The 23889-nt window shown below is 61.6% G+C and carries 19 protein-coding genes; 14 read left to right on the top strand and 5 right to left on the bottom strand.

All coding sequences use genetic code 11. The annotated features are described in order from the left end of the window. Positions 1–47: 47 nt before the first annotated feature. The 5 genes from QEO92_RS23625 to gyrB all read left to right on the top strand — a co-directional run bounded on the left by QEO92_RS23625 (position 48) and on the right by gyrB (position 5359). Positions 48–746 (top strand): Tim44/TimA family putative adaptor protein, encoded by a 699-nt coding sequence (locus QEO92_RS23625; protein ID WP_227704631.1) that lies wholly within the window; start codon positions 48–50, stop codon positions 744–746. Continuing rightward, on the top strand, positions 743–1861 hold the full coding sequence (gene mltA, locus QEO92_RS23630) for a murein transglycosylase A (RefSeq protein ID WP_227704632.1): 1119 nt from the start codon (positions 743–745) through the stop codon (positions 1859–1861). The genes QEO92_RS23625 and mltA overlap by 4 nt, the downstream gene beginning before the upstream one ends. After that, positions 1858–2433, top strand: a complete 576-nt coding sequence (locus QEO92_RS23635) for a Smr/MutS family protein (RefSeq protein ID WP_227704633.1) — start codon at positions 1858–1860, stop codon at positions 2431–2433. Before mltA ends, QEO92_RS23635 begins: the two co-directional genes overlap by 4 nt. After that, complete coding sequence (locus QEO92_RS23640) at positions 2430–2795, top strand: helix-turn-helix domain-containing protein (RefSeq protein WP_037153992.1); 366 nt, start codon at positions 2430–2432, stop codon at positions 2793–2795. The genes QEO92_RS23635 and QEO92_RS23640 overlap by 4 nt, the downstream gene beginning before the upstream one ends. 128 nt (positions 2796–2923) lie before the next feature. Continuing rightward, complete coding sequence (gene gyrB, locus QEO92_RS23645; protein ID WP_227704634.1) at positions 2924–5359, top strand: DNA topoisomerase (ATP-hydrolyzing) subunit B; 2436 nt, start codon at positions 2924–2926, stop codon at positions 5357–5359. A 152-nt stretch (positions 5360–5511) separates the two neighbouring features. Here the strand turns inward: gyrB and QEO92_RS23650 are convergent, their stop codons facing one another. Beyond that, entirely contained in the window at positions 5512–6111 is a 600-nt protein-coding gene (locus QEO92_RS23650; protein WP_227704635.1) for a nitroreductase family protein, read from the bottom strand. 155 nt (positions 6112–6266) lie between these two features. On the opposite strand from QEO92_RS23650, the gene QEO92_RS23655 reads away from it, so the two are divergent. The 9 genes from QEO92_RS23655 to QEO92_RS23695 all read left to right on the top strand — a co-directional run bounded on the left by QEO92_RS23655 (position 6267) and on the right by QEO92_RS23695 (position 15929). Further along, positions 6267–7109, top strand: a complete 843-nt coding sequence (locus QEO92_RS23655; RefSeq protein ID WP_227704636.1) for a fumarylacetoacetate hydrolase family protein — start codon at positions 6267–6269, stop codon at positions 7107–7109. 268 nt (positions 7110–7377) lie between these two features. Continuing rightward, positions 7378–8661 (top strand): polyhydroxyalkanoate depolymerase, encoded by a 1284-nt coding sequence (locus QEO92_RS23660; RefSeq protein WP_227704637.1) that lies wholly within the window; start codon positions 7378–7380, stop codon positions 8659–8661. Positions 8662–8807: 146 nt separating this feature from the next. Next, positions 8808–9236: a DUF2852 domain-containing protein gene (locus QEO92_RS23665; protein WP_037153976.1), complete on the top strand. Its 429-nt coding sequence runs from the start codon at positions 8808–8810 to the stop codon at positions 9234–9236. Between the two features lie 146 nt (positions 9237–9382). Then, the gene (locus tag QEO92_RS23670) at positions 9383–10144 is read left to right on the top strand and encodes a M48 family metallopeptidase (protein WP_227704638.1); all 762 of its coding nucleotides are present in this window, start codon (positions 9383–9385) and stop codon (positions 10142–10144) included. A gap of 723 nt (positions 10145–10867) precedes the next feature. Continuing rightward, positions 10868–11533: a phosphoribosylanthranilate isomerase gene (locus QEO92_RS23675; protein WP_227704639.1), complete on the top strand. Its 666-nt coding sequence runs from the start codon at positions 10868–10870 to the stop codon at positions 11531–11533. Between the two features lie 3 nt (positions 11534–11536). Beyond that, entirely contained in the window at positions 11537–12757 is a 1221-nt protein-coding gene (gene trpB / locus QEO92_RS23680; RefSeq protein WP_037153966.1) for a tryptophan synthase subunit beta, read from the top strand. Position 12758: 1 nt separating this feature from the next. Beyond that, positions 12759–13598: a tryptophan synthase subunit alpha gene (gene trpA / locus QEO92_RS23685; RefSeq protein WP_037153963.1), complete on the top strand. Its 840-nt coding sequence runs from the start codon at positions 12759–12761 to the stop codon at positions 13596–13598. Between the two features lie 42 nt (positions 13599–13640). After that, the gene (gene accD / locus QEO92_RS23690) at positions 13641–14531 is read left to right on the top strand and encodes an acetyl-CoA carboxylase, carboxyltransferase subunit beta (protein ID WP_210057075.1); all 891 of its coding nucleotides are present in this window, start codon (positions 13641–13643) and stop codon (positions 14529–14531) included. A gap of 45 nt (positions 14532–14576) precedes the next feature. After that, the gene (locus tag QEO92_RS23695; RefSeq protein WP_037153957.1) at positions 14577–15929 is read left to right on the top strand and encodes a bifunctional folylpolyglutamate synthase/dihydrofolate synthase; all 1353 of its coding nucleotides are present in this window, start codon (positions 14577–14579) and stop codon (positions 15927–15929) included. Positions 15930–16007: 78 nt separating this feature from the next. Here the strand turns inward: QEO92_RS23695 and trxA are convergent, their stop codons facing one another. From trxA to QEO92_RS23715, 4 genes are all read right to left on the bottom strand, one after another. Next, positions 16008–16328 carry a thioredoxin gene (gene trxA, locus QEO92_RS23700; protein ID WP_037153955.1) on the bottom strand — a complete coding sequence of 107 codons (321 nt, stop codon included), beginning with the start codon at positions 16326–16328 and terminating at the stop codon, positions 16008–16010. A 72-nt stretch (positions 16329–16400) separates the two neighbouring features. Then, entirely contained in the window at positions 16401–19943 is a 3543-nt protein-coding gene (addA, locus tag QEO92_RS23705) for a double-strand break repair helicase AddA (RefSeq protein WP_227704640.1), read from the bottom strand. After that, entirely contained in the window at positions 19936–23139 is a 3204-nt protein-coding gene (gene addB, locus QEO92_RS23710; protein ID WP_227704641.1) for a double-strand break repair protein AddB, read from the bottom strand. The genes addA and addB overlap by 8 nt, the downstream gene beginning before the upstream one ends. 2 nt (positions 23140–23141) lie before the next feature. After that, the gene (locus QEO92_RS23715) at positions 23142–23888 is read right to left on the bottom strand and encodes a nucleotidyltransferase family protein (RefSeq protein ID WP_227704642.1); all 747 of its coding nucleotides are present in this window, start codon (positions 23886–23888) and stop codon (positions 23142–23144) included. Between the last annotated feature and the right edge of the window lies 1 nt (position 23889).

Here is a 23889-nt window from a genome sequence, read left to right on the forward strand (position 1 = left end):
TATATGAGAAGGTGCAACAAACATTTAAACGGCAATTGCGGGTTAAGATGGGCTCTAACGACTTTATAACACTCTTTTTCCTTGTCGCCGCTGTTCTGATCTTCCTGCAACTGCGCAGTGTGCTCGGCCGGCGGACAGGAAACGAGAAGCCGCCACTCGATCCCTATAGCTCCCGTGATGCCGCGAAGAATTCGAACGGCGACGACAGCAAGGTCGTGACCTTGCCGGGCCGCAATTCTGAGGTTGACGAGCAGCGTTATGCCGATATCGATGCCGTCGCCAAACCAGATACCCCGCTCAACACTGCGCTCAGGGAACTGCTGAGGGTTGATCCCTCCTTTCGTCCGCGCGACTTCCTGAATGGTGTCCGTATGGCATATGAGATGATTGTCATGGCCTTTGCGGATGGCGATCGGAAGACGTTGAAAGGTCTCCTCTCCAAAGAGGTCTATGATGGCTTCGACACCGCGATCTCCGAACGGGAAGCCAGGGGCGAAGTGGTGAAGTCCACTTTTGTCGGAATCGACAAGGCGGATATCACGCATACGGCGGTCAAGGATTCCGAAGCGCAGGTCACGGTCCGTATCGTCAGCCAGTTGATCTCTGCCACCTATGACAAGGCCGGCACGCTGACCGAGGGCGACCAGGAAACGGTCGCCGAAGTCACCGATATCTGGACTTTCGCCCGTGATATCCGCTCCCGCGATCCGAACTGGAAGCTGGTTGCCACCGAATCCGAACAATGACAGGCGTTTTTGCGGATTATACGCTCCGGCCGCTATCCTTTTCAGATCTGCCCGGATGGGAAGAGGACGATCCGACCTCGCTCTTTGCCGGCATGCGGGCCTGCCTCGATCATATCCGCAAGGTCAAACCCTATCGCACCGGCGCACTGGGCCTGACAGCCGATGATCTGGCGAGGTTTCTGGAAAAGGCCGGCGAAAGTCCGTCGGATGCCGACTCCGCACGTGCTTTTTTCGAGACCCATTGCACTCCGTTCCTGATTTCTCGCCTGGATGGCGGGCGCGGCTTCGTCACGGCTTTCTACGAGCCGGAGATCGAGGTCTCGGGCGCCCGTGATGAAACCTGGGCCTATCCCTTCTATTACCGTCCCGACGACCTGATCGATCTCGATGATGCGAGTCGTCCGGCGAGTATGGACTCCGGCTACATGTTCGGGCAGCGAACAGCGGAAGGCGTCGTACCCTATCCGGATCGCGCGGAGATCGATGGTGGTTTTCTCGAAGGCCGCGGTCTCGAAATCGCCTATGCGAAGTCGAAGGTCGACGTCTTCTTCGCTCATGTGCAGGGCGCGGCGCGGTTGAAATACCCCGGCGGAAGGGTCGAACGCATCACTTATGCCGCCAAGGCGGGCCATCCCTTCTCGCCGATCGGCAAGCTGCTGATCGATCGTGGCGAAATCGATCCCGCGGAAATTTCCATGCAGAGCATTCGCGCCTGGCTGGCTCGGAATCCGGCTAAGGTTGACGAGGTTCTCTGGCATAACCGCTCCTATATCTTCTTCCGGAAGGCGGAAGTGTCCGAACCGTCGCTGGGTCCTGTAGCCGCCGCCAAGGTGCCGCTGATCGCGGGACGATCGCTCGCGGTCGACAGGCAGATCCATACCTTCGGCTTTCCCTTCTTCATCCGCTCCGAAACGCTGACGCACATGGACGGCGGAAAGCCGTTCGCGCGGTTGATGTTGGCGCTCGATACCGGCTCGGCAATCGTCGGCCCGGCCCGCGGCGATATCTTCACCGGCTCGGGGTTTGAAGCTGGTGAATTGGCGGGAGCGGTGCGCAATGATGCGGATTTCTATATTCTCGTCCCGAAGGCGGCTTCTGTCAGGTTTGTTGGATGAAGGGCGGTCGGAAACTCGATCCGGAAGAACGGATTCTCTGGGGCAGGGTGGCGAAAACCGCCAACGCGCTGCCCGGCCGAATGAAGGAGATTCTCGAATTCGAAGAGAAGGAAGCGGCAAGGCTCGCCGAGGAGGAGACTGTCAGGCCGAAGCCTACGCCGGTGCCGGAAAACCAGGCTGTTGAGAGCGCCGCCGCGCGATCGAGAAGATCCAACATCCATCATCCTCTCGAAAAGCCGGTGAAGAAAAAGCTTGCCAAGGGCCGCCTGCCGATCGAGGCACGTCTTGACCTCCACGGTCTTTTTCAGGACGAGGCGCATGACCTGCTGCTCGATTTCCTCCTGCGGGCGCATGAGCGGGGCCTCCGCCACGTCCTCGTCATCACCGGCAAGGGCCGCTCGATGGGAAGCGAAGGGGTACTCCGCCGTGCCGTGCCGCTGTGGTTTTCGAAAGCGGAATTCCGGTTCCTGATTTCGTCCTATGAATGGGCGGCGCGCCATCACGGCGGCGAAGGCGCCATGTATGTCCGGCTCTCGCGGGGCCGGGGGGCCTATGGAGGGGAGCGCGAATGACGCCCTTCGGCCAGGCATTGCGCGAACTGCGCCGGCGCAAGGGTGTCACCCAGCGTGACCTTGCTGAGGCGATCGGCGTGACGCCAGCCTACCTCTCGGCCCTGGAGCACGGTCGGCGCGGCAGACCGACCTTCGAGCTCCTGCAGCGGATTGCCGGCTACTTCAACGTTATCTGGGATGAAGCGGAGGAGCTTTTTTTGCTGGCAGAGGCCTCTCATCCGAAGGTCGTGTTGGATACGTCGGGCCTTCCGGCGCCCTATACGGCCTTTGCGAATCGCCTTGCGCAACAGATTCGCACTTTGCCGCCGGACGTGATAGAGAATATGGACACGCTGCTGAGGAAAACCCCCCGCCCGGATTGACTTCTGGCACGCATCCACGGCTTTCGTCCCTGCCAACCTTTAGAAACCGCCCCGATTTCCCTATATTTCAGGGTGGAAAGGCCGGTGATTCGCTCAACCGGCATCTCAAACGAACTGGAAGATATTTGATGACCGATACACCCGTCAGCGAGAATGGCGCGAGTGCCGAATATGGTGCCGATTCGATCAAGGTTCTCAAAGGCCTCGATGCCGTCCGCAAGCGTCCCGGCATGTATATCGGCGACACCGACGATGGCTCCGGCCTGCATCACATGGTCTATGAGGTCGTCGACAACGCGATCGACGAAGCGCTGGCCGGCCATGCGGATCTGGTGACCGTTACCCTCAATCCGGATGGTTCCGTCAGCGTGACCGACAACGGACGAGGCATCCCCACCGCCATCCATTCGGGGGAGGGCGTTTCCGCGGCCGAGGTCATCATGACCCAGCTCCATGCGGGTGGCAAGTTCGACCAGAATTCCTACAAGGTCTCCGGCGGCCTGCATGGCGTCGGCGTCTCGGTGGTGAACGCGCTTTCCACCTGGCTGAAGCTGCGCATCCGCCGCGACGGCAAGGTCCACGAGATTTCCTTCACCCATGGCGTCGCCGATGCGCCGCTCAAGGTCGTGGGGGAATATGAGGGCCGGCCCGGCACTGAGGTCACCTTCCTGGCAAGCCCCCAGACCTTCACGATGACCGAGTATGACTACGGTACGCTCGAACATCGTCTGCGTGAACTGGCCTTCCTGAATTCGGGCGTCCGAATCCGGCTCACGGACAAGCGCAAGCCGGATATCAAGGAAGAGGAGATGATCTATGACGGCGGCCTCGAGGCTTTCGTCCGATATCTCGACCGCGCCAAGAAGCCACTCGTCGACAAACCCGTCGCCATCAAGGGCGAGAAGGACGGCATTACCGTCGAGGTCGCGATGTGGTGGAACGACAGCTACCACGAGAACGTGCTCTGCTTCACCAACAACATCCCGCAGCGGGATGGCGGCACCCATATGGCGGGGTTCCGCGGAGCCTTGACGCGTCAGGTGACGTCCTACGCGGATAGCTCCGGCATCACCAAGAAGGAAAAGGTGACGCTGCAGGGCGAAGATTGCCGCGAGGGCCTGACGGCGGTGCTTTCGGTCAAGGTGCCGGACCCGAAATTCTCGTCGCAGACCAAGGACAAGCTCGTTTCGTCGGAAGTCCGGCCGGTGGTCGAAAGCCTCGTCAACGAGGCGCTGAGCACCTGGTTCGAGGAACATCCCACCGAAGCCAAGATCCTCGTCGGCAAGGTGGTCGAGGCGGCCGTCGCCCGCGAGGCGGCCCGCAAGGCGCGCGAACTCACCCGCCGCAAGGGCGTTCTCGACATTGCCTCTCTGCCCGGCAAGCTTGCCGACTGCTCGGAGCGCGATCCGGCCAAGTCCGAGGTTTTTCTCGTCGAGGGCGATTCCGCTGGTGGTTCCGCCAAGCAGGGGCGTTCGCGGGAAAATCAGGCGATCCTGCCGCTGCGCGGCAAGATTCTCAATGTCGAGCGCGCCCGCTTCGACAAGATGCTGTCGAGCCAGGAGATCGGCACGCTGATCACCGCGCTCGGCACCTCGATCGGCAAGGATGAGTTCAACGCCGACAAGCTGCGCTACCACAAGATCATCATCATGACGGACGCGGATGTCGACGGCGCCCATATCCGCACGCTGCTTCTGACCTTTTTCTTCCGCCAGATGCCGGAGTTGATCGAGCGCGGCCATATCTATATCGCCCAGCCGCCGCTCTATAAGGTGACCCGCGGCAAGTCGATCCAGTACCTGAAGGACGAAAAGGCTTTCGAGGAATATCTGATCGGCATGGGCCTGGAGGAAGCGACGCTGAAGCTCGGCTCGGGCGAGGTGCGCGCCGGCCAGGATCTGCGGGAAGTCATCCAGGATGCGCTCAGGCTGCGTTCGCTGACCGACGGCCTGCATTCACGCTACAATCGGTCGATCATCGAACAGGCGGCGATTGCCGGTGCATTGAACCCGGAACTCACCGACAACCGCGAGCGCGCCCGGCAGACTGCCGACGAGGTCGCCCGCAGGCTCGACATGATCGCCGAGGAAACCGAACGCGGCTGGTCCGGCCATGTGACGGATGAGGGCGGCCTGCGCTTCGAGCGCATGGTGCGCGGTGTAAGGGAGATAGCGGTCCTGGACGTGGCCCTGATCGGTTCGGCCGATGCCCGCCATATCGACCAGATGACGACGCGTCTGCAGGACATCTATCGCACGCCGCCGGTTCTCGGCCGCAAGGACGGTGAGCAGGAAATCTCCGGCCCGCGGGCGCTTCTCGACGCGATCTTCGCGGCGGGCCGCAAGGGCCTGTCGATGCAGCGCTACAAGGGGCTGGGCGAAATGAACGCCGAGCAGCTCTGGGAAACCACGCTCGATCCGAATGTCCGCTCGCTGCTGCAGGTGAAGGTGAACGATGCGACCGATGCCGATGGCCTCTTCTCGCGCCTGATGGGCGACGAAGTGGAGCCGCGCCGCGAGTTCATCCAGGACAACGCGCTGAACGTCGCCAACCTCGATATCTGACCCATCCGGCGTCGCAATCAAAAAAGCGGCGGCCCCTGCGGTCTGCCGTTTTTTATTGTCCAGCCCGAAAATGTTTCACGTGAATCTTTCCTGTGGATAGGGGATTCACGTGAAACAAGGCGACGCTCTCCCTGGTCGCCGCGTCTCCGCCGTCACGGTTCTCCGGTAAATTTCCCCTCGAAGGCGATTTCGGAAACCGGCTTGCGCTTGCTCGGGGACTCCCGTTCGGCGAGATCGTCGGGCAGGGTGCTTCTGTCTGCCATCCGGCCGATCGCCGCGGCCGCTTCCACGCGGTACCCTTCCGGGATCCCAAGCACCTCGACCGCCTTCTCCTTGTCGAAGCCCTCCATGCCGTGGGCGTGATAGCCGAGCTTCATGGCCTGGCAGATGACCGAGAACCAGGCGGCGCCCGTGTCGTAGGAATGGGTATAGGCGAGCCGCCGCTCCCCATCCTTCGAGATCCGGTAGGTCTTCGAAACCACGATCATCAGCGCTGCGGCATTCTTCGCCCAGCGCTGGTTGCCGGGGCTCAGGATATCGACGAGGACCGGGAAGGAAGGCGTGCCGCGCAGAGCGTAGACGAAACGCCAGGGCTGGTTGTTGCCGGATGAGGGCGCCCAATGTGCAGCATCGAGGATCGCCAGCATCGTTTCCTGTGTGATCGTCTCGCCGGTGAAAGCGCGCGGCGACCAGCGGTCCAGGAAGAAGGCATCGATCGGAAATTCCGATTCGCGGGCATTGCTGCTGGTCATGGTATCCTCTGAATTTTCACAGTTGAGTTTGCGGTAAGGCAGAAAGAATAGGCCGATTGGCCTCGCTGGCAACCAGTTGTCGCGCCGCAAAACAGGGTGACAAGCCGCGCGACTTGATCCATAAAGCGGCTTGTCTGACAACCGGAGGAGATTCCTTGAAACTGATGCGCATTGGCGAGCCGGGCCATGAAAAGCCGGCAATTCTCGACAGCAAGGGCAAAATCCGCGATCTTTCCGGCCATGTTGCCGATATTGCCGGTGCGGCGATTTCCCCGGAAGGGCTGAAGAAAATTGCCGCGCTCGATCCCGAAAGCCTGCCGGAATTGCAGCCGGCCCGCATCGGCCCCTGCGTCGCCGGCACCGGCAAGTTCATCTGCATCGGCCTCAACTATTCCGACCATGCGGCCGAGACCGGCGCCACAGTCCCGCCGGAGCCGATCATCTTCATGAAGGCGACGTCGGCGATCTGCGGACCGAACGACGATGTGCTCATCCCGCGTGGCTCGGTAAAGACCGATTGGGAAGTCGAGCTTGGCGTTGTCATCGGCAAGACCGCGAAATATGTCTCCGAGGCAGACGCGCTTGATTACGTAGCCGGCTACTGCCTGACGAACGACGTGTCCGAGCGGGCCTTCCAGGCCGAGCGCGCCGGCCAGTGGACGAAGGGCAAGTCCTGCGACACTTTTGGCCCGATCGGCCCCTGGCTTGTCACGAAGGACGAAGTCGCCGATCCGCAGAAGCTCGGCATGTGGCTGAAGGTCAACGGCGAAACCATGCAGAACGGTTCATCGAGGACGATGGTCTACGGCGTCCGTTATCTCGTCTCCTATCTGAGCCAGTTCATGTCGCTGCATCCCGGCGACATCATCTCCACCGGCACCCCGCCGGGCGTTGGCCTCGGCATGAAGCCGCCGCGTTTCCTCAAGGCCGGCGATGTCGTCGAGCTCGGGATCGATGGCCTCGGCACTCAGCGCCAGACCTTCGTCGCTGACGATTAAGTGATCGCCGGACTCGTGTCATGGCGGACACGAGTCCTTTACCAGTCTTGGGAGGCGGAACCTTAAGGCTTACCTGCCATTATAGGTCATCAACGAGCAGTCCGCGGATGATCCGCGGTCCCGCTTTCCAATGGCAAAACCCGCCGGTATCCCTTCTTCATGTTGCACCGCGATAAAAAACCGTTAATTTGTCTCGGCCCTGCTGCTGAACCGATCGGTTCGATGTTTTTGCTGAACGCCGTCGAAAATCACGAGAGGTGGCACATCCATGTTCTATCAGTTTTATGAGATGAACCATGCCGCCATGGTACCGTTCCGCGCCGCGGCGGATGCCATGCGTTTCTTCTATTCCAACCCGCTCAACCCGCTTTCCCAGACGACGGTCGGACGGACGCTTTCCGCCAGCCTCGAAGTCTTCGAACGTGTGACCCGTCGATATGGCAAACCGGCATTCGGGCTTCCGCAAACGGTGGTGGACGGCCGAAAGGTTGGGGTGACCGAGGAGATCGTCTGGGAAAAACCCTTCTGCAATCTCTTGCATTTCCGCCGCGATCTGCCGGCAGATCGGTCGGAGGACCAGAAGATCCTCGTTGTCGCACCCATGTCCGGCCACTATGCGACGCTGTTGCGCGGCACGGTTGAAGCGCTTCTGCCGCATGCGGATATCTATATCACCGACTGGATCGACGCCCGCACGGTGCCGCTGACGGAAGGCCATTTCGATCTGGACGACTATATCGATTATGTCATCGAGATGCTGCATGCCATCGGGCCTGGCGCGCATGTCATCGGCGTCTGCCAGCCCTCGGTCCCGGTCCTGGCCGCCGTCGCAGTGATGGAATCGCAGCGGGATTCGATGCTGCCGGTGTCCATGACCCTGATGGGTGGTCCGATCGACACCCGCATCAACCCGACTGCCGTCAACAAGCTGGCGGAAGAGCACCCGATCGAATGGTTCCGCGACAACGTCATCATGAATGTGCCCTGGCCGCAGTCGGGCTTCATGCGCCGCGTCTACCCCGGCTTCCTGCAATTGTCGGGCTTCATGTCTATGAACCTCGACCGCCACCTGATCGCCCACAAGGAATTTTTCCAGCATCTCGTCAAGAACGACGGCGAATCGGCGGAAAGGCACCGCGATTTCTACGACGAATACCTGGCGGTCATGGATCTGACGGAGGAATTCTATCTCCAGACCGTCGACACCGTCTTCATCAGGCACTCGCTGCCGAAAGGCGAGATGATGCACCGGGTCACTCCGGTCGATACGAAAGCGATCCGTAATGTCGCGTTGCTGACCATCGAGGGCGAGAACGACGACATTTCCGGCCTCGGCCAGACGAAGGCGGCGCATGCGATCTGCCCGAACATTCCCGAAGACATGCGCATGCACTACATGCAGCCGGACGTTGGTCACTACGGCGTCTTCAACGGCTCGCGTTTCCGCCGCGAGATCGCGCCGCGCATCGTGGCTTTCGCGCAGAAACATGCAAGGGCGCCGGGAAAAAGGACGCCGGTAAAGCGGGTCATCCGGGGCGGCAAGGCGGTCTGAATTCGCTCCCTTCCGATTTCCCTCTTATATTTCAGCATCTTCTTGGATTTAATGTTCCGTCTTCTTGAAGGCGGATCATGGGCTCACCAAATCGGATTCAGTCGGGCTGGCATGTGGCCACCCGCTGAAACCATCAGGTGTGACCTATGAACCAGTCAGCATTGATTCGTCCGGATTGGACGCCGGCCACCATCGCTCTCATGGTGCTCGGTTTCGTGGTCTTCTGGCCTCTAGGCCTGGCCATGCTTGCCTACATCCTCTTCGGGGAAAGGCTGCGCGGTTTCAAGCGCGATGCGAATGACCGCGCTGACCGCATGTTCGCCGGCTGCCGTCGGGCGGGCCGTCGCTATAATACGCATTTTACCACCGGCAATGTCGCGTTCGACGACTGGCGCAAGGCCGAGCTTGAGCGGATCGAGGAAGAACGCCGCAAGCTGGACGAGATGCGCGAGGAATTCGACAATTATGTCCGCGAGCTTCGCCGCGCCAAGGACCAGGAGGAATTCGACCGCTTCATGCGCGAACGCAGGAACAATTCTTCCGGCCCCGGCCAGAATCCGGTAGTGGACCTCTGATCGCGCGGTTGGATTCACGTGAAACAGTCGAAGCTGCCACCCAAAAGGGTGCAGCAGTTTGCGGCAACGACATGCGATGAAACCAGGAACAGCCGGCGTCTCGCACGCCGGCTTTTTTATGCAAGGGAATCGGCTAGAACGTAAGAATGTTCGCGCTTCTGAAAAAACCTGTCCGTTTGAAGTCGAGACCGCTCGAAACGGTGAAGCGCACACTGCATGTCGGCGACCGGGCGATGCCGCTGACGATCCGGGAGAACCGGCGCGCCACCCGGATCACGCTCAGGATCGAGCCCGGTGGAAGGGCGCTCAATCTCACCGTGCCGGCCGGTTTGCGCAAGCACGAGATTGACGATTTCCTCGACCGGCATCAGGGCTGGCTGCTTACTAGGCTCGCCAAATTTTCGACCGAGAACCCGGTCCGCCATGGCGGCCGTATTTCCTTCCGTGGCGTGTCCCATCGTATCGAGCATACCGGAACCTTGCGCGGCCTCACTGAAGCCGTGACGGTCGATGGTGAGCCGATACTGAAGGTGAGTGGTCTGGAAGATCACATGGGCCGGCGGCTTTCGGCTTTCTTCAAGAAGGAGGCGCGCAAGGACCTGGAAGTTCTGGTCGCCCGCCATGCGGCAGCGATCCGCAAACCGGTCAAATCGGTCAGCATGAAGGATACCCGCAGCCGTTGGGGGTCCTGTTCCTGGGATGGAAATCTGAGCTTTTCCTGGCGCATCGTCATGGCGCCGCCGCTGGTCATCGATTACCTCGCAGCCCATGAAGTGGCGCATCTGAAGGAGATGAATCACGGGCCGAAATTCTGGGCGCTGTGCAAGGAGCTCTGCCCGCGCATGGAAGAAGCCCGCAAATGGTTGAAGCAGCACGGCTCGCAGCTCCACGCGATCGATTTCGAGTAGTGAGAAGCGGTCGGGAGTAGCCCGAGCAATCGATCCGGTGAATCGATTGTAGCGCCGAACGCACTGAGCCTTAGCGAAGGGCCGAAGCGGTTGCCTCGCCTTCCGGCCTCATCCAGCGCCTGCCGGGTAGAACGGTTTCTTGTTTGGGGAAGCCGGTGCGCTCCCCCTTGAGGGGGAGATGCCCGGCAGGGCAGAGGGGGGTATGGCGAGCCAAATCAAAACCTTGCGAGAAATCGACAGAAAAAACTGCCTCCGTTTATCCCCGCCCTCGCGCCTTGTGCCTACAATCTTCGCGTTCCGTTTCGGCTACACCGGTTCAAGCATCGCCGGCGAGATGGGACCGGTGCCCTTTCGGCCTGCCGTTGATGCAGTCGGGTTGTCAGGGGCTGCGCAGAAAATGGTTCCCCTCTCGCCTCAAGGCGGGGCGTGCGTGTGTCGCACACAACCCGGTATGGCATCCGCAAGGACGTAAGACCATATCGCCGCAGAGGAACCGGAGTTGCGCAGCACAAGAACACTGAACGGGACACGTCGCGTGTCACCTATAAAAACTTAAATCGAGGCACCCGACGTGTCCCGGCCGAACTTGAAATTCCCAGATCGCCAAGGGTGGATTCCGTCCCTTGTCATTCTTGTCCCGGGCTAGACCCGATGAGAGACTCGAGAACCCGAAACGCTCGATTTGGCTCGACTCTTGACGCATTTCGTGTCACTCCGCGCATCATGAAACCTGATATCAAGATTTGCGGTCTGAAGACCCCGGAGGCTGTCGATCGTGCCGTGGCGCGGGGGGCGACCCATATCGGCTTCATCTTCTTTCGCAAGAGCCCGCGCAATATCGAGCCGGACATCGCCGGTGAGCTGGCCGACCGTGTCCGCGGCCGGGTGAAGATCGTCGCGGTCACGGTCGATGCCGATGACGAGGAACTGGACGACATCGTATCGCTGCTGAGGCCCGATATCCTCCAGTTCCACGGCCATGAAAGCCCGGAACGCATCCTGCATGCGAAGGCGCTTTATGGCCTGCCGGTCATGAAGGTCTTTTCGGTCAGTGAAGCCGCCGATCTCGACAGGGTCGGACCGTTCATCGGCGTTGCCGACCGTTTTCTTTTCGATGCCAAGGCGCCTGCGGGCTCCGAACTGCCGGGCGGCAATGGCGTCTCCTTCGACTGGAGCCTGATGGCTTCCCTTGACGAGAGCGTGGATTACATGCTTTCGGGAGGTTTGAACAAGGATAATGTCGCTCTCGCGCTCGCCTCGACGCGGGCAAGCGGTATTGATGCTTCGTCCGGGGTGGAATGCGCACCGGGCGTCAAGGATCTTGGAATGATTGATGCGTTTTTCGACGCCGTCGCGGAAGCCCGGCTTCAAAAGGCGCGCAGGGAGTAGAAAGTGAACCAGACGCCATTACCCAATTCGTTCCGATCCGGCCCCGATGAGGATGGCCGTTTCGGCATTTTCGGCGGGCGATTCGTTGCCGAAACCCTGATGCCGCTGATCCTGGACCTGCAGGGCGAATGGGAAAAGGCGAAGAACGATCCGGCCTTCCAGCAGGAACTGGCCGAACTTGGCGCCCATTATATCGGCCGTCCGAGTCCGCTCTATTTCGCCGAGCGCCTGACCGAGCATCTCGGCGGCGCGAAGATCTATTTCAAGCGCGAGGAGCTGAACCACACCGGTTCGCACAAGATCAACAACTGCATCGGACAGATCCTGCTTGCCAAGCGCATGGGCAAGACGCGCATCATTGCTGAGACTGGCGCCGGCCAGCACGGCGTGGCTTCTGCAACGGTCTGTGCGCGTTTCGGCTTTCCCTGCGTCGTCTATATGGGCGCCACCGACGTCGAACGCCAGGCGCCGAACGTCTTCCGCATGAAGCTTCTCGGCGCCGAGGTGAAGCCGGTGACTGCCGGACACGGCACGCTGAAGGACGCCATGAACGAGGCGCTGCGCGACTGGGTCACCAATGTGGAGGACACCTATTATCTGATCGGTACCGCAGCCGGCCCGCATCCCTATCCGGAAATGGTTCGCGATTTTCAGGCGGTCATCGGCAGGGAAGCCCGGGAGCAGATTCTCGAAGCCGAGGGCAGGCTGCCCGATCTTGTTGTCGCTGCCGTTGGCGGTGGTTCGAATGCGATCGGCATCTTCCATCCGTTCCTGGATGATGAAGGTGTCCAGATCGTCGGTGTGGAAGCCGGTGGCCGAGGTCTTGAAGGCGTCGAACATTGCGCTTCCATCACGGCCGGCAGCCCGGGCGTTCTGCATGGCAACCGGACCTATCTCCTGCAGAATGGCGACGGACAGATTCTCGAGGGTCATTCCATCTCGGCCGGGCTCGACTATCCGGGCATCGGTCCCGAGCATAGCTGGTTGCACGATATCGGCCGCGTCGAATATGTGCCGATCATGGACCAGGAAGCGCTCGATGCCTTCCAGGTGCTGACTCGCCTCGAAGGCATCATCCCGGCACTCGAACCGAGCCATGCGATCGCCGAAGTGATCAAGCGTGCGCCGAAGATGCGCAAGGACCAGATCATCGTCATGAATCTCTCCGGTCGCGGCGACAAGGACATCTTCACCGTCGGCAAGATCCTTGGCATGGAGCTTTGATATGACCGCTCGTATGGACAACCGTTTCGCGGCCCTCAAGGCTGAAGGCCGCCCCGCCCTGATCACCTATTTCATGGGCGGCGACCCGGATTTCGAAACCTCGCTGGCCATTATGAAGGCGCTGCCTGCCGCCGGCGCCGATATCATTGAGCTCGGCATGCCTTTTTCCGACCCGATGGCCGATGGTCCGGCGATCCAGATGGCCGGTCAGCGCGCGCTGAAGGGCGGACAGACGCTTGCCAAGACGCTCGATCTTGCGCGAAAGTTTCGCGAGGCCGATAATGAAACGCCGATCGTCATGATGGGCTATTATAACCCGATCTACGTCTACGGCGTTGACCGGTTCCTCGATGACGCGCTCGCCGCCGGCATCGATGGCCTGATCGTCGTCGATCTGCCGCCGGAGATGGATGATGAACTCTGCATCCCGGCGCTGAAAAAGGGTGTCAATTTCATCCGCCTTGCGACGCCGACCACCGACGACAAGCGTTTGCCGACGGTCCTGAAGAACACGTCCGGTTTCGTCTATTACGTGTCGATGACCGGCATCACGGGCTCGTCCCTGCCGGATCCGTCGCTGATCTCCGGTGCCGTGAACCGCATTAAGGCTCACACGAATCTGCCGGTCTGCGTCGGCTTCGGCGTCAAGACGGCCGATCATGCCAAGGCGATCGGTGCGGCAGCCGATGGCGTTGTCGTGGGTACGGCGATCGTGGCGCAGATCGCCGGTAGCCTTACCAAGGACGGCAAGGCCGGCCCGGATACCGTCGCCTCCGTCGCGACGCTGGTGCGGGGTCTTGCGACCGGCGTACGTGCAGCACGCCTTGTTGCTGCCGAATAATCCGCCCACATTAGGTTCGAATTCCAACAGGAGTACGCCCAAGTGAACTGGCTCACCAATTACGTCCGGCCGCGCATAAACTCCATGCTGGGCCGTCGCGAGGTTCCGGAAAATCTCTGGATCAAGTGCCCGGAAACCGGCGAGATGGTCTTTCACAAGGACCTGGAAGAAAACAAATGGGTTATTCCAGCCTCCGGCTTCCACATGAAGATGCCGGCCAAGGCGCGGCTCGCCGATCTTTTCGACGGCGGCGTCTATGAATCGCTGCCGCAGCCGAAGGTTGCCCAGGATCCGCTGAAGTTCCGCGATTCGAAGAAATATGTCGATCGCCTGAAGGACAGCCGTCTGAAGACCGAGCAGGAAGACACGATCCTTGCCGGTGTCGGCCAGGTCCAGGGCCTGAAGCTGGTTGCCGTCGTGCACGAGTTCAATTTCATCGGCGGCTCGCTGGGCATGGCGGCCGGCGAGGCGATCGTCAAGGCCTGCGAGCGGGCTTTGGCGGAAAAGTGCCCGCTGGTCATCTTCCCTGCCTCGGGCGGCGCGCGCATGCAGGAAGGCATCCTGTCGCTGATGCAGCTTCCTCGCACCACGGTTGCCGTCGACATGCTGAAGGAAGCGGGTCTGCCTTATATCGTCGTGCTGACCAACCCGACCACGGGGGGTGTCACCGCCTCCTATGCCATGCTGGGCGATGTCCATATCGCTGAACCTGGCGCAGAGATCGGCTTTGCCGGAAAACGCGTCATCGAGCAGACACTTCGTGAAAAGCTTCCCGAGGGTTTCCAGACGTCGGAATACCTGCTCGAACACGGCATGGTCGATATGGTGGTGAAACGCCACGATATCCCGGCAACGCTTGCCAAGCTTCTGAAGATGCTGACAAAACAGCCGGTCCAGGATGCGCTTCCGGTGCCCGTTGCGGTCAGCGCCTGATCGCCGGGGAATTGATCGGGACTATCGAAGGGCCGGAGCGGCGGTATGACTATCATGAACGAGGCCGCGGTGAGCGAAGCCGAAAAGGAAATCGAGCACTTGATGACCCTTCATCCGAAGGGTTTCGACATGTCGCTGGACCGGATCACCCGACTCTTGGAGGTTCTCGGTAATCCGCATCTCAAGCTGCCGCCGGTCATCCATATCGCCGGCACGAACGGCAAGGGGTCCGCGACGGCCTTCTGCCGGGCGCTGCTCGAAGCCGGTGGCTATTCGGTGCACGTCGATACGTCGCCGCATCTGGTCAACTGGCACGAGCGTTATCGGATCGGCGTGAAGGGCGGCCGGGGTCAGCTCGTGTCGGATGCTGATCTCGCCGATGCGCTGCGCCGTGTCGGAAAGGCGAATGCCGGCCAGCAGATCACCGTCTTCGAGATTCTGACGGCGGTGAGCTTTCTCCTCTTCTCCGAAAAGCCGGCTGATGCCGTTATCCTCGAAGTCGGCATGGGCGGGCGTTTCGACTCCACCAATGTCGTCCCGAACCCTGCCGTCTCGGTCATCATGCCGATTGCACTCGACCACCAGGCTTATCTTGGGGACAGAGTTGAATTGATCGCGGCGGAAAAGGCCGGCATCATGAAGCGTGGCCGGCCGGTCGTCGTCGGCTACCAGGAATTCGAGGCGGCGCGCGACGTTCTTGTGTCGACCGCTGAACGGCTCGGCTGTCCGGCTTCCGTCTACGGTCAGGATTTTACCGCCCACGAGGAGTTCGGCCGGCTGGTCTATCAGGACGAGTTCGGACTTGCCGACCTGCCTCTCCCGAAACTGCCCGGCCGGCATCAATATGCCAATGCGGCGGCGGCGATCCGTGCGGTCAAGGCGGCGGGCTTCACCGTTACCGATGCAATCATGGAAAAGGCCATGACCACCGTCGAATGGCCGGCTCGTCTGCAGAAGCTGACCGAAGGCGACCTGCTGCGGCATGCGCCTGAAGGATCGGAAATCTGGATCGACGGCGGCCACAATCCCTCTGGCGGCGAGGTGATCGCCGAGGCCATGGTGGCCTTCGAAGAGCGCCAGCCACGGCCGCTCTATATCATCGCCGGCATGATCAACACCAAGGACCCGGTGGGTTACTTCCGCGCCTTTACCGACATCGCCGAACATGTCTTCACGGCACGGATTCGCGGCAGCGATGCGGCTTTGGATCCGGTTGTTCTGGCGCATTCGGCCTATGATGCGGGCCTGGTCGCCGAGCCGGCCGGCTCGATCGTGGAAGCGCTGCAGGAGATCACCCGCCGCCAGGTGCCGGGCAGTCCGCCGCCGCGCATTCTGATCGGAGGTTCGCTTTATTTCGCCGGCAATGCATTGGCTGATAACGGCACGCCGCCGACCTGATCCCTCAGGGATAGGCAATAAAAAAAACCGGCTGCAGGGAGACAGCCGGTTTTTCATGAGGTCACTGCACTTTACAGCTTAAGCGGCGCTGGAAATCCAGGCCGAAAGGGCGGTTTTCGGAGCGGCGCCAACCTTGATGTCGGCGACTTCGCCACCCTTGAACATGGCGAGCGTCGGGATCGACCGCACGCCAAACTGGGCAGCCAGCTCAGGATTTTCATCGATATTCAGCTTGGCAACCTTGACCTTGCCGGCAAGCTCGGTGGCGATTTCCTCAAGGCTCGGGGCGATCATCTTGCACGGACCGCACCATTCGGCCCAGAAATCCACGATGACCGGCTCGGCAGAGTCAAGGACTTCGGCCTGGAAATTGCTGTTATCGACTTTCACGGTAGCCATAGGGCTCTCCTTCACGATTCTCTGTTGAACCAAATGTGAGACGCGCGCTCAAAATTTTCAATGGCCGTCATCTCACTTTGTTTTGAGTTCCGCAAGCGAGCGCGACAGAAGGTCCGGCGGTAGCGAGATCACCATAGCCGATTCGGTATAGACCAGCATGCATTCAAAGGTCTTGTCGGGATAAAGCGGTTTCAGGATTTCCCGATAGATGGCAAGCTGGGCGCGGTGCGCAAGCGGTACCTCGTCCGGCCCTTTCGGCGGCACACGGTTGGTCTTGTAGTCCAGGATGATGACTTCGGTTTCAGTTACCACCAGCCGGTCGATCCGGCCGGAAATCGCGTAATCCTTTCCCTCGAGTGTCAGCGTTCCCATGATCGAGACTTCCGACTGGCTTCGTTCGGAAAAGATCGGTCCGAGTTCTTCATGCGCAAGCACGGACATGACGGAGGCGACGAGGCTCTCCCGTTCAGTCGCCGGCCAGAAGCGGGCGGCTCGCTCCGCATAGCGCCGTGCGGCCGACTCCCGCTCATGCCGAGGGAAATCCGTCAGCATCTGCAGCATGCGATGGACGAGTTTTCCTTTCTGCAGTGCAAGCCCGGCCTTTTCTCTCTCGCTGAACAGCGGCGACGTGACGATAAGGTCGTCCGCCTCGTCATCGATCATTGTACCGGCCCCGGACGGGCTCAAGGGCCTCGGCAGCATCTTTTGAGCCGGCACGGGGCGGAAGAGGATTGGCGGCAAAGGTCGCTTCTTGCCTGAACTGGTTTCCTTTTCCTCCGCCTTGGCGACGCGGCTGGCGGATGCGGGGAGCCGCCACTTGAAGCCGCTCCATTCCCCATCCGGGCCGGTAAATTGCGCGGGGCTGCAATGCTGCTCGTCAGCCGAAAGTGCCGTGGAGATCATCGACTGCCAGGTGCCCGGATTTTCCCGGCTGCCCCTGTAGCCGCAGACGATCAGCCGGTCGGCAGCCCGCGTCATACCCACATAAAGCAGCCGGCGATATTCCTCCTCCGTCGCTGTCCTGATCCGCTCGTCATCGGCTGTCGTGAGGGAGTTGCTGATTGTTTTCCCCGGCACCCAGGCCGGCACCTCCCCATTGCCGGTCCGTAGCAGGCGAAATTTCGGCACGTGCGAGGAGATAAAGGCTTTCGAGCCGCTGTCCACCAGGAAGACGACAGGTGCTTCCAGCCCCTTGGAAGCATGCACGGTCATGATTCGTACTTCGTTGCGGCCGCCGTCCTGCTCGCGTTTTACCTCCGGAGATTCGAGTTCCAGCGTCGAGATGAAGGCTTGCAGGCCGGGCAGGCCACTGGTCTCGTGGTCAAGCGCGAAGGTCAGGAACTCGTCGAGGATATCGCCAGCCTCGGTGCCGAGCCGGCCAAGGAATTTCCGACGTCCGCCATATTGGCCGAGAATCCGGGCAAAGAGATCGTGCGGGCTGAGTTGCTGCGAAAGAGCAAGCAGATGACGCAGCCCGTCTGACGCTTCGCGAAAACGCAACGGTTGTTCATCGGCGAGCCGGTTGATCTGGTCCCACGCGCCAGTCCCGTCCGACCGAAGCGCTGCGACTTCAAAGACGTCTTCTTCCGAGAGATTGAAGAGCGGGCTTTTCAGGAGCGCGGCGAGCGAAAGGTCGTCCTGCGGCAGAAGCAGGAAACGTCCGAGCGCCAGCAGATCCTGCACGGCGATATGGCTGGTCAGCCGCAACCGGTCGGCACCGGCGACCGGAATGTTGTCACGGCGCTTCAGCGCCCGGGTCAGCGCATTGACGAAAGCATCGCGTTTGCGGACCAGAACGAGGATGTCGCCGGGCTCGATCGGCCGTTCGACGCCCTTTTCGATGATCGTCTCCCTGCCGATCATCTCACCGATCCGATTGGCGATCCGGCTTGCGAGAATCGCGGATGGCGCCTTGTCCGGTGTCGAATCAAAGGGAGCCGTCCAGTCTTCCTCCTGTTCGGAAACTTCCGGCACCACTACGTCCCAAAGATCCACCGCGCCGGGATGGCCGATGCGATTGGACCGGTGCTGCACTGGCTCGCCAAGCGCGCTGAGACCCTTGGCGTTTTCTTCCAGCGAGAACACCTGATCGACGGCGGCAAGCACATCGGCCGTGGAGCGAAAGGAGAGCGGCAGTCGAACCGAATGGAACGGTTGTCCGCTCGCCGTCACCCGTTTTTCCGTTTCGCCGCGTTCTTCCGCAAATCGCTCCGGCCGCGCACCCTGGAACGAGTAGATCGACTGTTTTTCGTCGCCGACGGCAAAAATGGTGCGGCGTGTTTCCCGGGCGCTTGCGCCCGAATAGAAGTCTTCCGCGAGCGACTTGATCACCGTCCACTGGATAGGACTTGTGTCCTGTGCCTCGTCGACGAGGATGTGGTCGATGCCCTGATCGAGCTTGTAATGCACCCAGGCGCCGACGCCGTCACGGGTGAGCAGGTCGGCAGTGCGAGCGATCAGGTCCTCGAAGTCGAGCAGGCTGCGTTGCTTTTTCAGATCCTCGTAATCGCCGTTCAGCCGCTCGGCCAGCGTCAGCGCCCCCTTGGTGGCGGAAAGCATGCGCGCGATTCGCAGCCGGTCGCGGCAGGCCACGACATGGGTGCGGGCGCAGTCGATCGCGTTTGCAAGTTCCGGCGCGGTCGTCACCATCGCCTTTGCAACAAGCGAACTGTCCGCTTTCGGCTTGCCCTCGCGCGTCAGAAAGATCTGGTCGAGATATTGGACGCGTTTGAAGACGTCCGGCTCCCTGGCTGCCATCCGAAGGCCATAGGCGACCTCGGTCACTTTCTGACCGCCCTTCTGATCCGCGAGCGCCAGATAGAGGTCGAGTGTCAGGCCGGAAAGGCCGGGCAGCGGCCAGTAGCCGGCTGCGATGCTCTCCTCCGTATCGGCCGGATCGAGCCCGAAGGCGCGCTTCAGTTCGAGGCCGATGCCGCCCTGCCGTTCGGCTTGCGCTATGAAGCGGCGGATCGCCGTGCGGTTGGCGATGATGTCGGACAGCAGGGTTTCGAGGCCGAACTCATCGCCGAGATCGAGTACATGGGCGAAGGCCTCCGCCAGTTCCGGATCGTCTTCCGCGGATGTGGCGGTCAGAAGCGAACGCCGGGCTTCGGCGAGCAGGGCGGAGGCAGCACGATCGTCGAGAACGGAAAAATGCCCGGCGACATTGGCTTCCAGCGGAAACTGATGCAGCAGCGCCTCGCAGAAGGCGTGGATTGTCTGAATCTTCAGGCCGCCCGGCGTCTCCAGCGCCTTGGCGAACAGCCGTCGCGCCTCGGCAAGCTTGAGCGAATCCGGCTCAATGCCCTCAATACCGGCGATCCTTTTTCCGAGCTCGTCGTCGGAGAGCACCGTCCATTCGGAAAGCCGCTGGAAGACACGGTTCGACATTTCTGACGCCGCGGCCTTGGTATAGGTGAGGCAGAGGATTGAGGAAGGGCGGCAGCCGGAGAGCAGCAGCCGGATGACACGCTGGGTCAGCACATGCGTCTTGCCGGAGCCGGCATTGGCGGAGACCCAGGCGGAGCTCACCGGATCGGATGCGAGCGATTGCTGCACCGTCGTCCAGTCGATCCATTTGATCGGATCGTCGTCTTCGGGGAGAAGGTCACTCATCCGTTTCTGCCTCCCCGTCATCGTCCGCCGTCGACCATTCCGCCACGCGCGCAAGATGATCATATTCCCCGCCGAAATCGCCCTGCATGAAGGGGATCAGGCGCGATGCGAAGCCGGCTTCGCCGTTCCGCAGCGTGATGACGAAACGGGTGAGCTGTTCGAGCGATTCCTGGGCAAGATCGAGCGCCGATTTTGGCTGGCGCCTGGCGTTCGCGGAGGAGTCCTCATTGTTGACCTTGTCCTCGCGGAACCGATCGCCGGGCCGAAGCCGGACGTAGAGCAGCCGGTCGGGCGTGAGCGGCCCGACATCCTTGAACGCACCGGCCTTCAGGGCCGCCGCTTCCAGCGCAAGTTGCGGATCGAGCAACGCTCGGGCCTGTGAGACGGAGGGGCTGAGGCCGGTCTTGTAATCGACGAGATCGGCGAGGCCCGAGCCCTTGATGTCGATCCGGTCGGCTATGCCGGTGATGCGGATGCCGGCGGGCTCCAGCTCCCAGCCGGCGCCGGCCTCGGTCAGCGTCCTGCGGATATCCGGCGCGCGTTCTGCTTCCCAATCGAGGAAGGCTCGCGAGACTTCGAGGAAGCGCGGCCGCCAGACGCGGTCGATATGCGGTGGTAACTGTTCGGCATCGAAAAGTTCGTGGGCGATCCGCAGCATCGCCTCCCTTGCAGCCGGCGAACCGGGCCTGTGGCCTTCGCGCGTGTAGCGGTCGATGATCGCGTGATAGAGCGTGCCACGTTCCGAAGCGCCGGGGTCCCGGTTGAACGGGCCCAGCGGGTCGAGTTTCAGGATACGTCGGGCATAGACGGAATAGGGATCGCGGCGCAACCGCCCAACTTCGCTGAAGGAGTAGCGTTTCGGCTGCAGTTCGGCTGGCGGCCTCGGGGCGGGGCGCTTGGCGCCGGGCTGGTTCTCGCCCGCGTCGATCGCGGAGGCCCAGTGGCGGTAATCGTCGCCGCGCGCCTTCAATTCGTCGGCGAACGGCTTGCCGCCGAGCGCCAGCAGCCTTTGCAGCCAGCGCGAGGCGACGGTCGGTGTCGCGCCCTGCCGCGATGAGCGCGACAGGATGAGGTTCCGGGTTCCGCAGGCCATCTGGAAATCATGGGCGAGCTGGCCGATCCGCCGCTCGGGCGGTTCGAGGCCGATGTCGATTTTCATCGTGCGCGAGAGGAAGGGATTGTTGACTGTCTGGCCAGGCCAGGAGCCTTCGTTCAGTCCCCCGAGGATCATCGTGTCGACGCTCTGCAGCCGTGCTTCCAGCGTGCCGAAGATGAAGACGCGCGGATGACTGAGAGAACGGGGTTTCACCGCCTCCCCCGTCGTCAGTGCCATGACGATGTCGATCCACTGCGGACCGTCCGCCTCCATCTGCCCGTCAGTCTCGATGACTTCCGAAAGTAGCCCGGCCAGTCTTTCGCCGGCTTCACCGGACCAGAGGCCGGCCAGATTTTCGCGTTCGTCGATTGCGATCGCCTCAAGCGCACGGCCGGTTCTCGTTGCCCATTCGGCCAGTGCAAGCTTGGTGGTTAGGCCGCGGCCATCGGGCGGGCGGCGCACGAAGGCCGAGGCGAGCGGTTCGACGGCCTTTGCCAGCCGCCGGGCGAGATCGCGCGCCTTGTCCGCCGCGCCTTCCGGTAGCGACAGCCGCCAATGCGGCGGGTGCCTGTCGTTCCGTTGTTCCGCAAGCTGCTCTTCCAGGAGAGGTTCCAGTGCCGAGATATCCATGTCGCCGGTGCCGCCGCGTAGCGCCAGCATTTCCAGGGCCTCGATCGCCGAGCGCAATTCCTCGGCCGGAAAGCCGAGCCGGACGAGCGGATGCTTGATGAGCCCGACGATCGCAACTGGGTCGCCCGGCCTCAGCGCCGCTTCGAGGAGAAGCTGGATTAATGTGCCCTGCTGTGTGCCGGAAAGCGGAGAGCCCGCAGAATCATCGGCTATGATGCCGAACCGGGAAAGCTCGGCGGTGACGCGGCGGGCCAGCGCCCGGTCGGGCGTGATTAACGCTGCCTGGCTTTCACCGCCCTCCCGGGCCGGCTGTTCCAGCGCGAGGCGCAAAGCGATCGCGATCGCAACCGCTTCCTCGCGTTCGTTGGCCGCCTCGATCAGCGAAACGTCCGCAAAGGCTTCCCGCAAGAGAGTCTGGTCGGCGGATGCCCGCCAGATGTTCCAGTGATCGGTGGCCTTGGCGGGCGCGAGTGCCTGGGAAATGGTCGCGGTCCGGAAATCGAGATCGTCCGGAATGTTGCCGAGGATGCCCACGTCCTCCCGTACCATGCCGAGCTTCTTCAGGAGCCGTGACAGGCCGAACTGTGGATGGCTTCGGCTTGCTGGTTCAATCTTTCCGTCAGGTGCTTCCTCGCCGATCATCGCCCATTGGTTCGCCGGGATGGAAAGATCGAGCCCGGGCAGCACGACGGTACCGTTCGGCAGATGGGAAATGGCGGCGATCAGGTCGGCCGCGGCCGGTACCGAACCGGTCGAGCCGGCAACGATCACCGGCCCCGTGTGGTCCTTTTCCAGGATGCGGCGGGCCTCGCCGCGCAGGATTGCCGCCTGGTGTCTTGCCGGCGAGGAACGTTTGAGCTCTTCCAGCCGCGATGGCCAGAAGGCGCTCGCGATCGAAAGAAACTCGGCGGTGAGCTGCCACCAGAGCGCATGTTGGCCGGTGTCGAGCGTCTTGAGATCGGCCCAGTCGCGCTCCTCTGTCTCGATGGAATCGATGAGTTCGGCAAGCGCCCGGGCGAGCCAGATGGCATCCGCCGGGCTGGCAGGCGCGATGAGCGGCGATTGCGAATGCACGTCGAGAACGATCTTCGGCAACTGGTTGCGCCAGGCAAGGATCAGCCGGCCGAGTTCCAGGAGCCGTGCGGTGCCGCCGATCGGTAGGGCAAGGTCCATTTCTTCCGGAGCCACGAGATCGAAATAGCCGCTGTCGTCATCCGTTTCGCCGAGTGGCCGGATGACCGGCAGGATGGCCGAGTGGCCACCGAGCAGATCGACGAATTCCGAGCGTAGCACGCGGGCCGAACGGCGCGTCGGCACGAAGATCGTCACGTCGGCGAGTGAGAGCGGGTCGGAGGGATTATATCGAAAGCCGTCCGTCAGCCGACCGTCGCAAAGCGAGGCGGCGACGGTCTTCAGAAACGGCGCCGCGGGGGGGATCGTGAAGATGCGTGGCTGATGCCGCCCCGTCATGGTTACACCGACGCCCGGAATCGCCGGATCGTATCCTCCGCTTCGCCGATCGCCTCCGGCGTCCCGACCGTCAGCCAATGACCTTCGAGCATCATGCCGTAGAGCCTGCCGTGCGCGATCGCCTTGTCGAAATAGATGTTGATGTTGAACGCCTCGGTGGGCGCATCGTCAAGAAAGGACGGCTTCATGGCGAAAGCACCGGCATAGACGACCGGATTGGAAGGATCGTCGCGATAGCGCGTCAGCCTGGCGTCAGGGGCCATGCTGAAATCCCTGACGCCGTTGTGCCCGGTCGTGTCCTCGATGCGGACGCAGAGCATAGCCATATCCATACGGTCAGGATCGAAGAATCCGGCCAGGCGTTCGAGATTGGTCGGCATGCCCGGCTTCTCGCCGATCCAGAAGAGATCGGCATTCATGACGAAGATGGGTTCCCGATCAAGCAGCTTCAGACCTTTGACGATGCCTCCCCCATTGTTCATGAGCCCGCCGCGCTCGTCGGAGATGAGAATTTCGAGACCGTCATAGGATTTCAGATGGTCTTCCATCTGGTCGGCGAAATGATGAACGTTGACGACCGCGCGTTCGACGCCGGCGTCTCTGAGGGCGTCCAGCGCGTAATCGATCATCGGCTTGCCGTCGATCCTTACCAGCGGTTTCGGCATCGTATCGGTGACCGGGCGCATGCGGGTGCCGAGACCTGCGGCCAGAACCATCGCCTGCTTGATGGGGGCTTGTCTGATGGTCATC

The sequence above is a fragment of the Neorhizobium petrolearium genome, from assembly GCF_029854435.1.
Taxonomy (GTDB): Bacteria; Pseudomonadota; Alphaproteobacteria; order Rhizobiales; family Rhizobiaceae; genus Neorhizobium; species Neorhizobium petrolearium.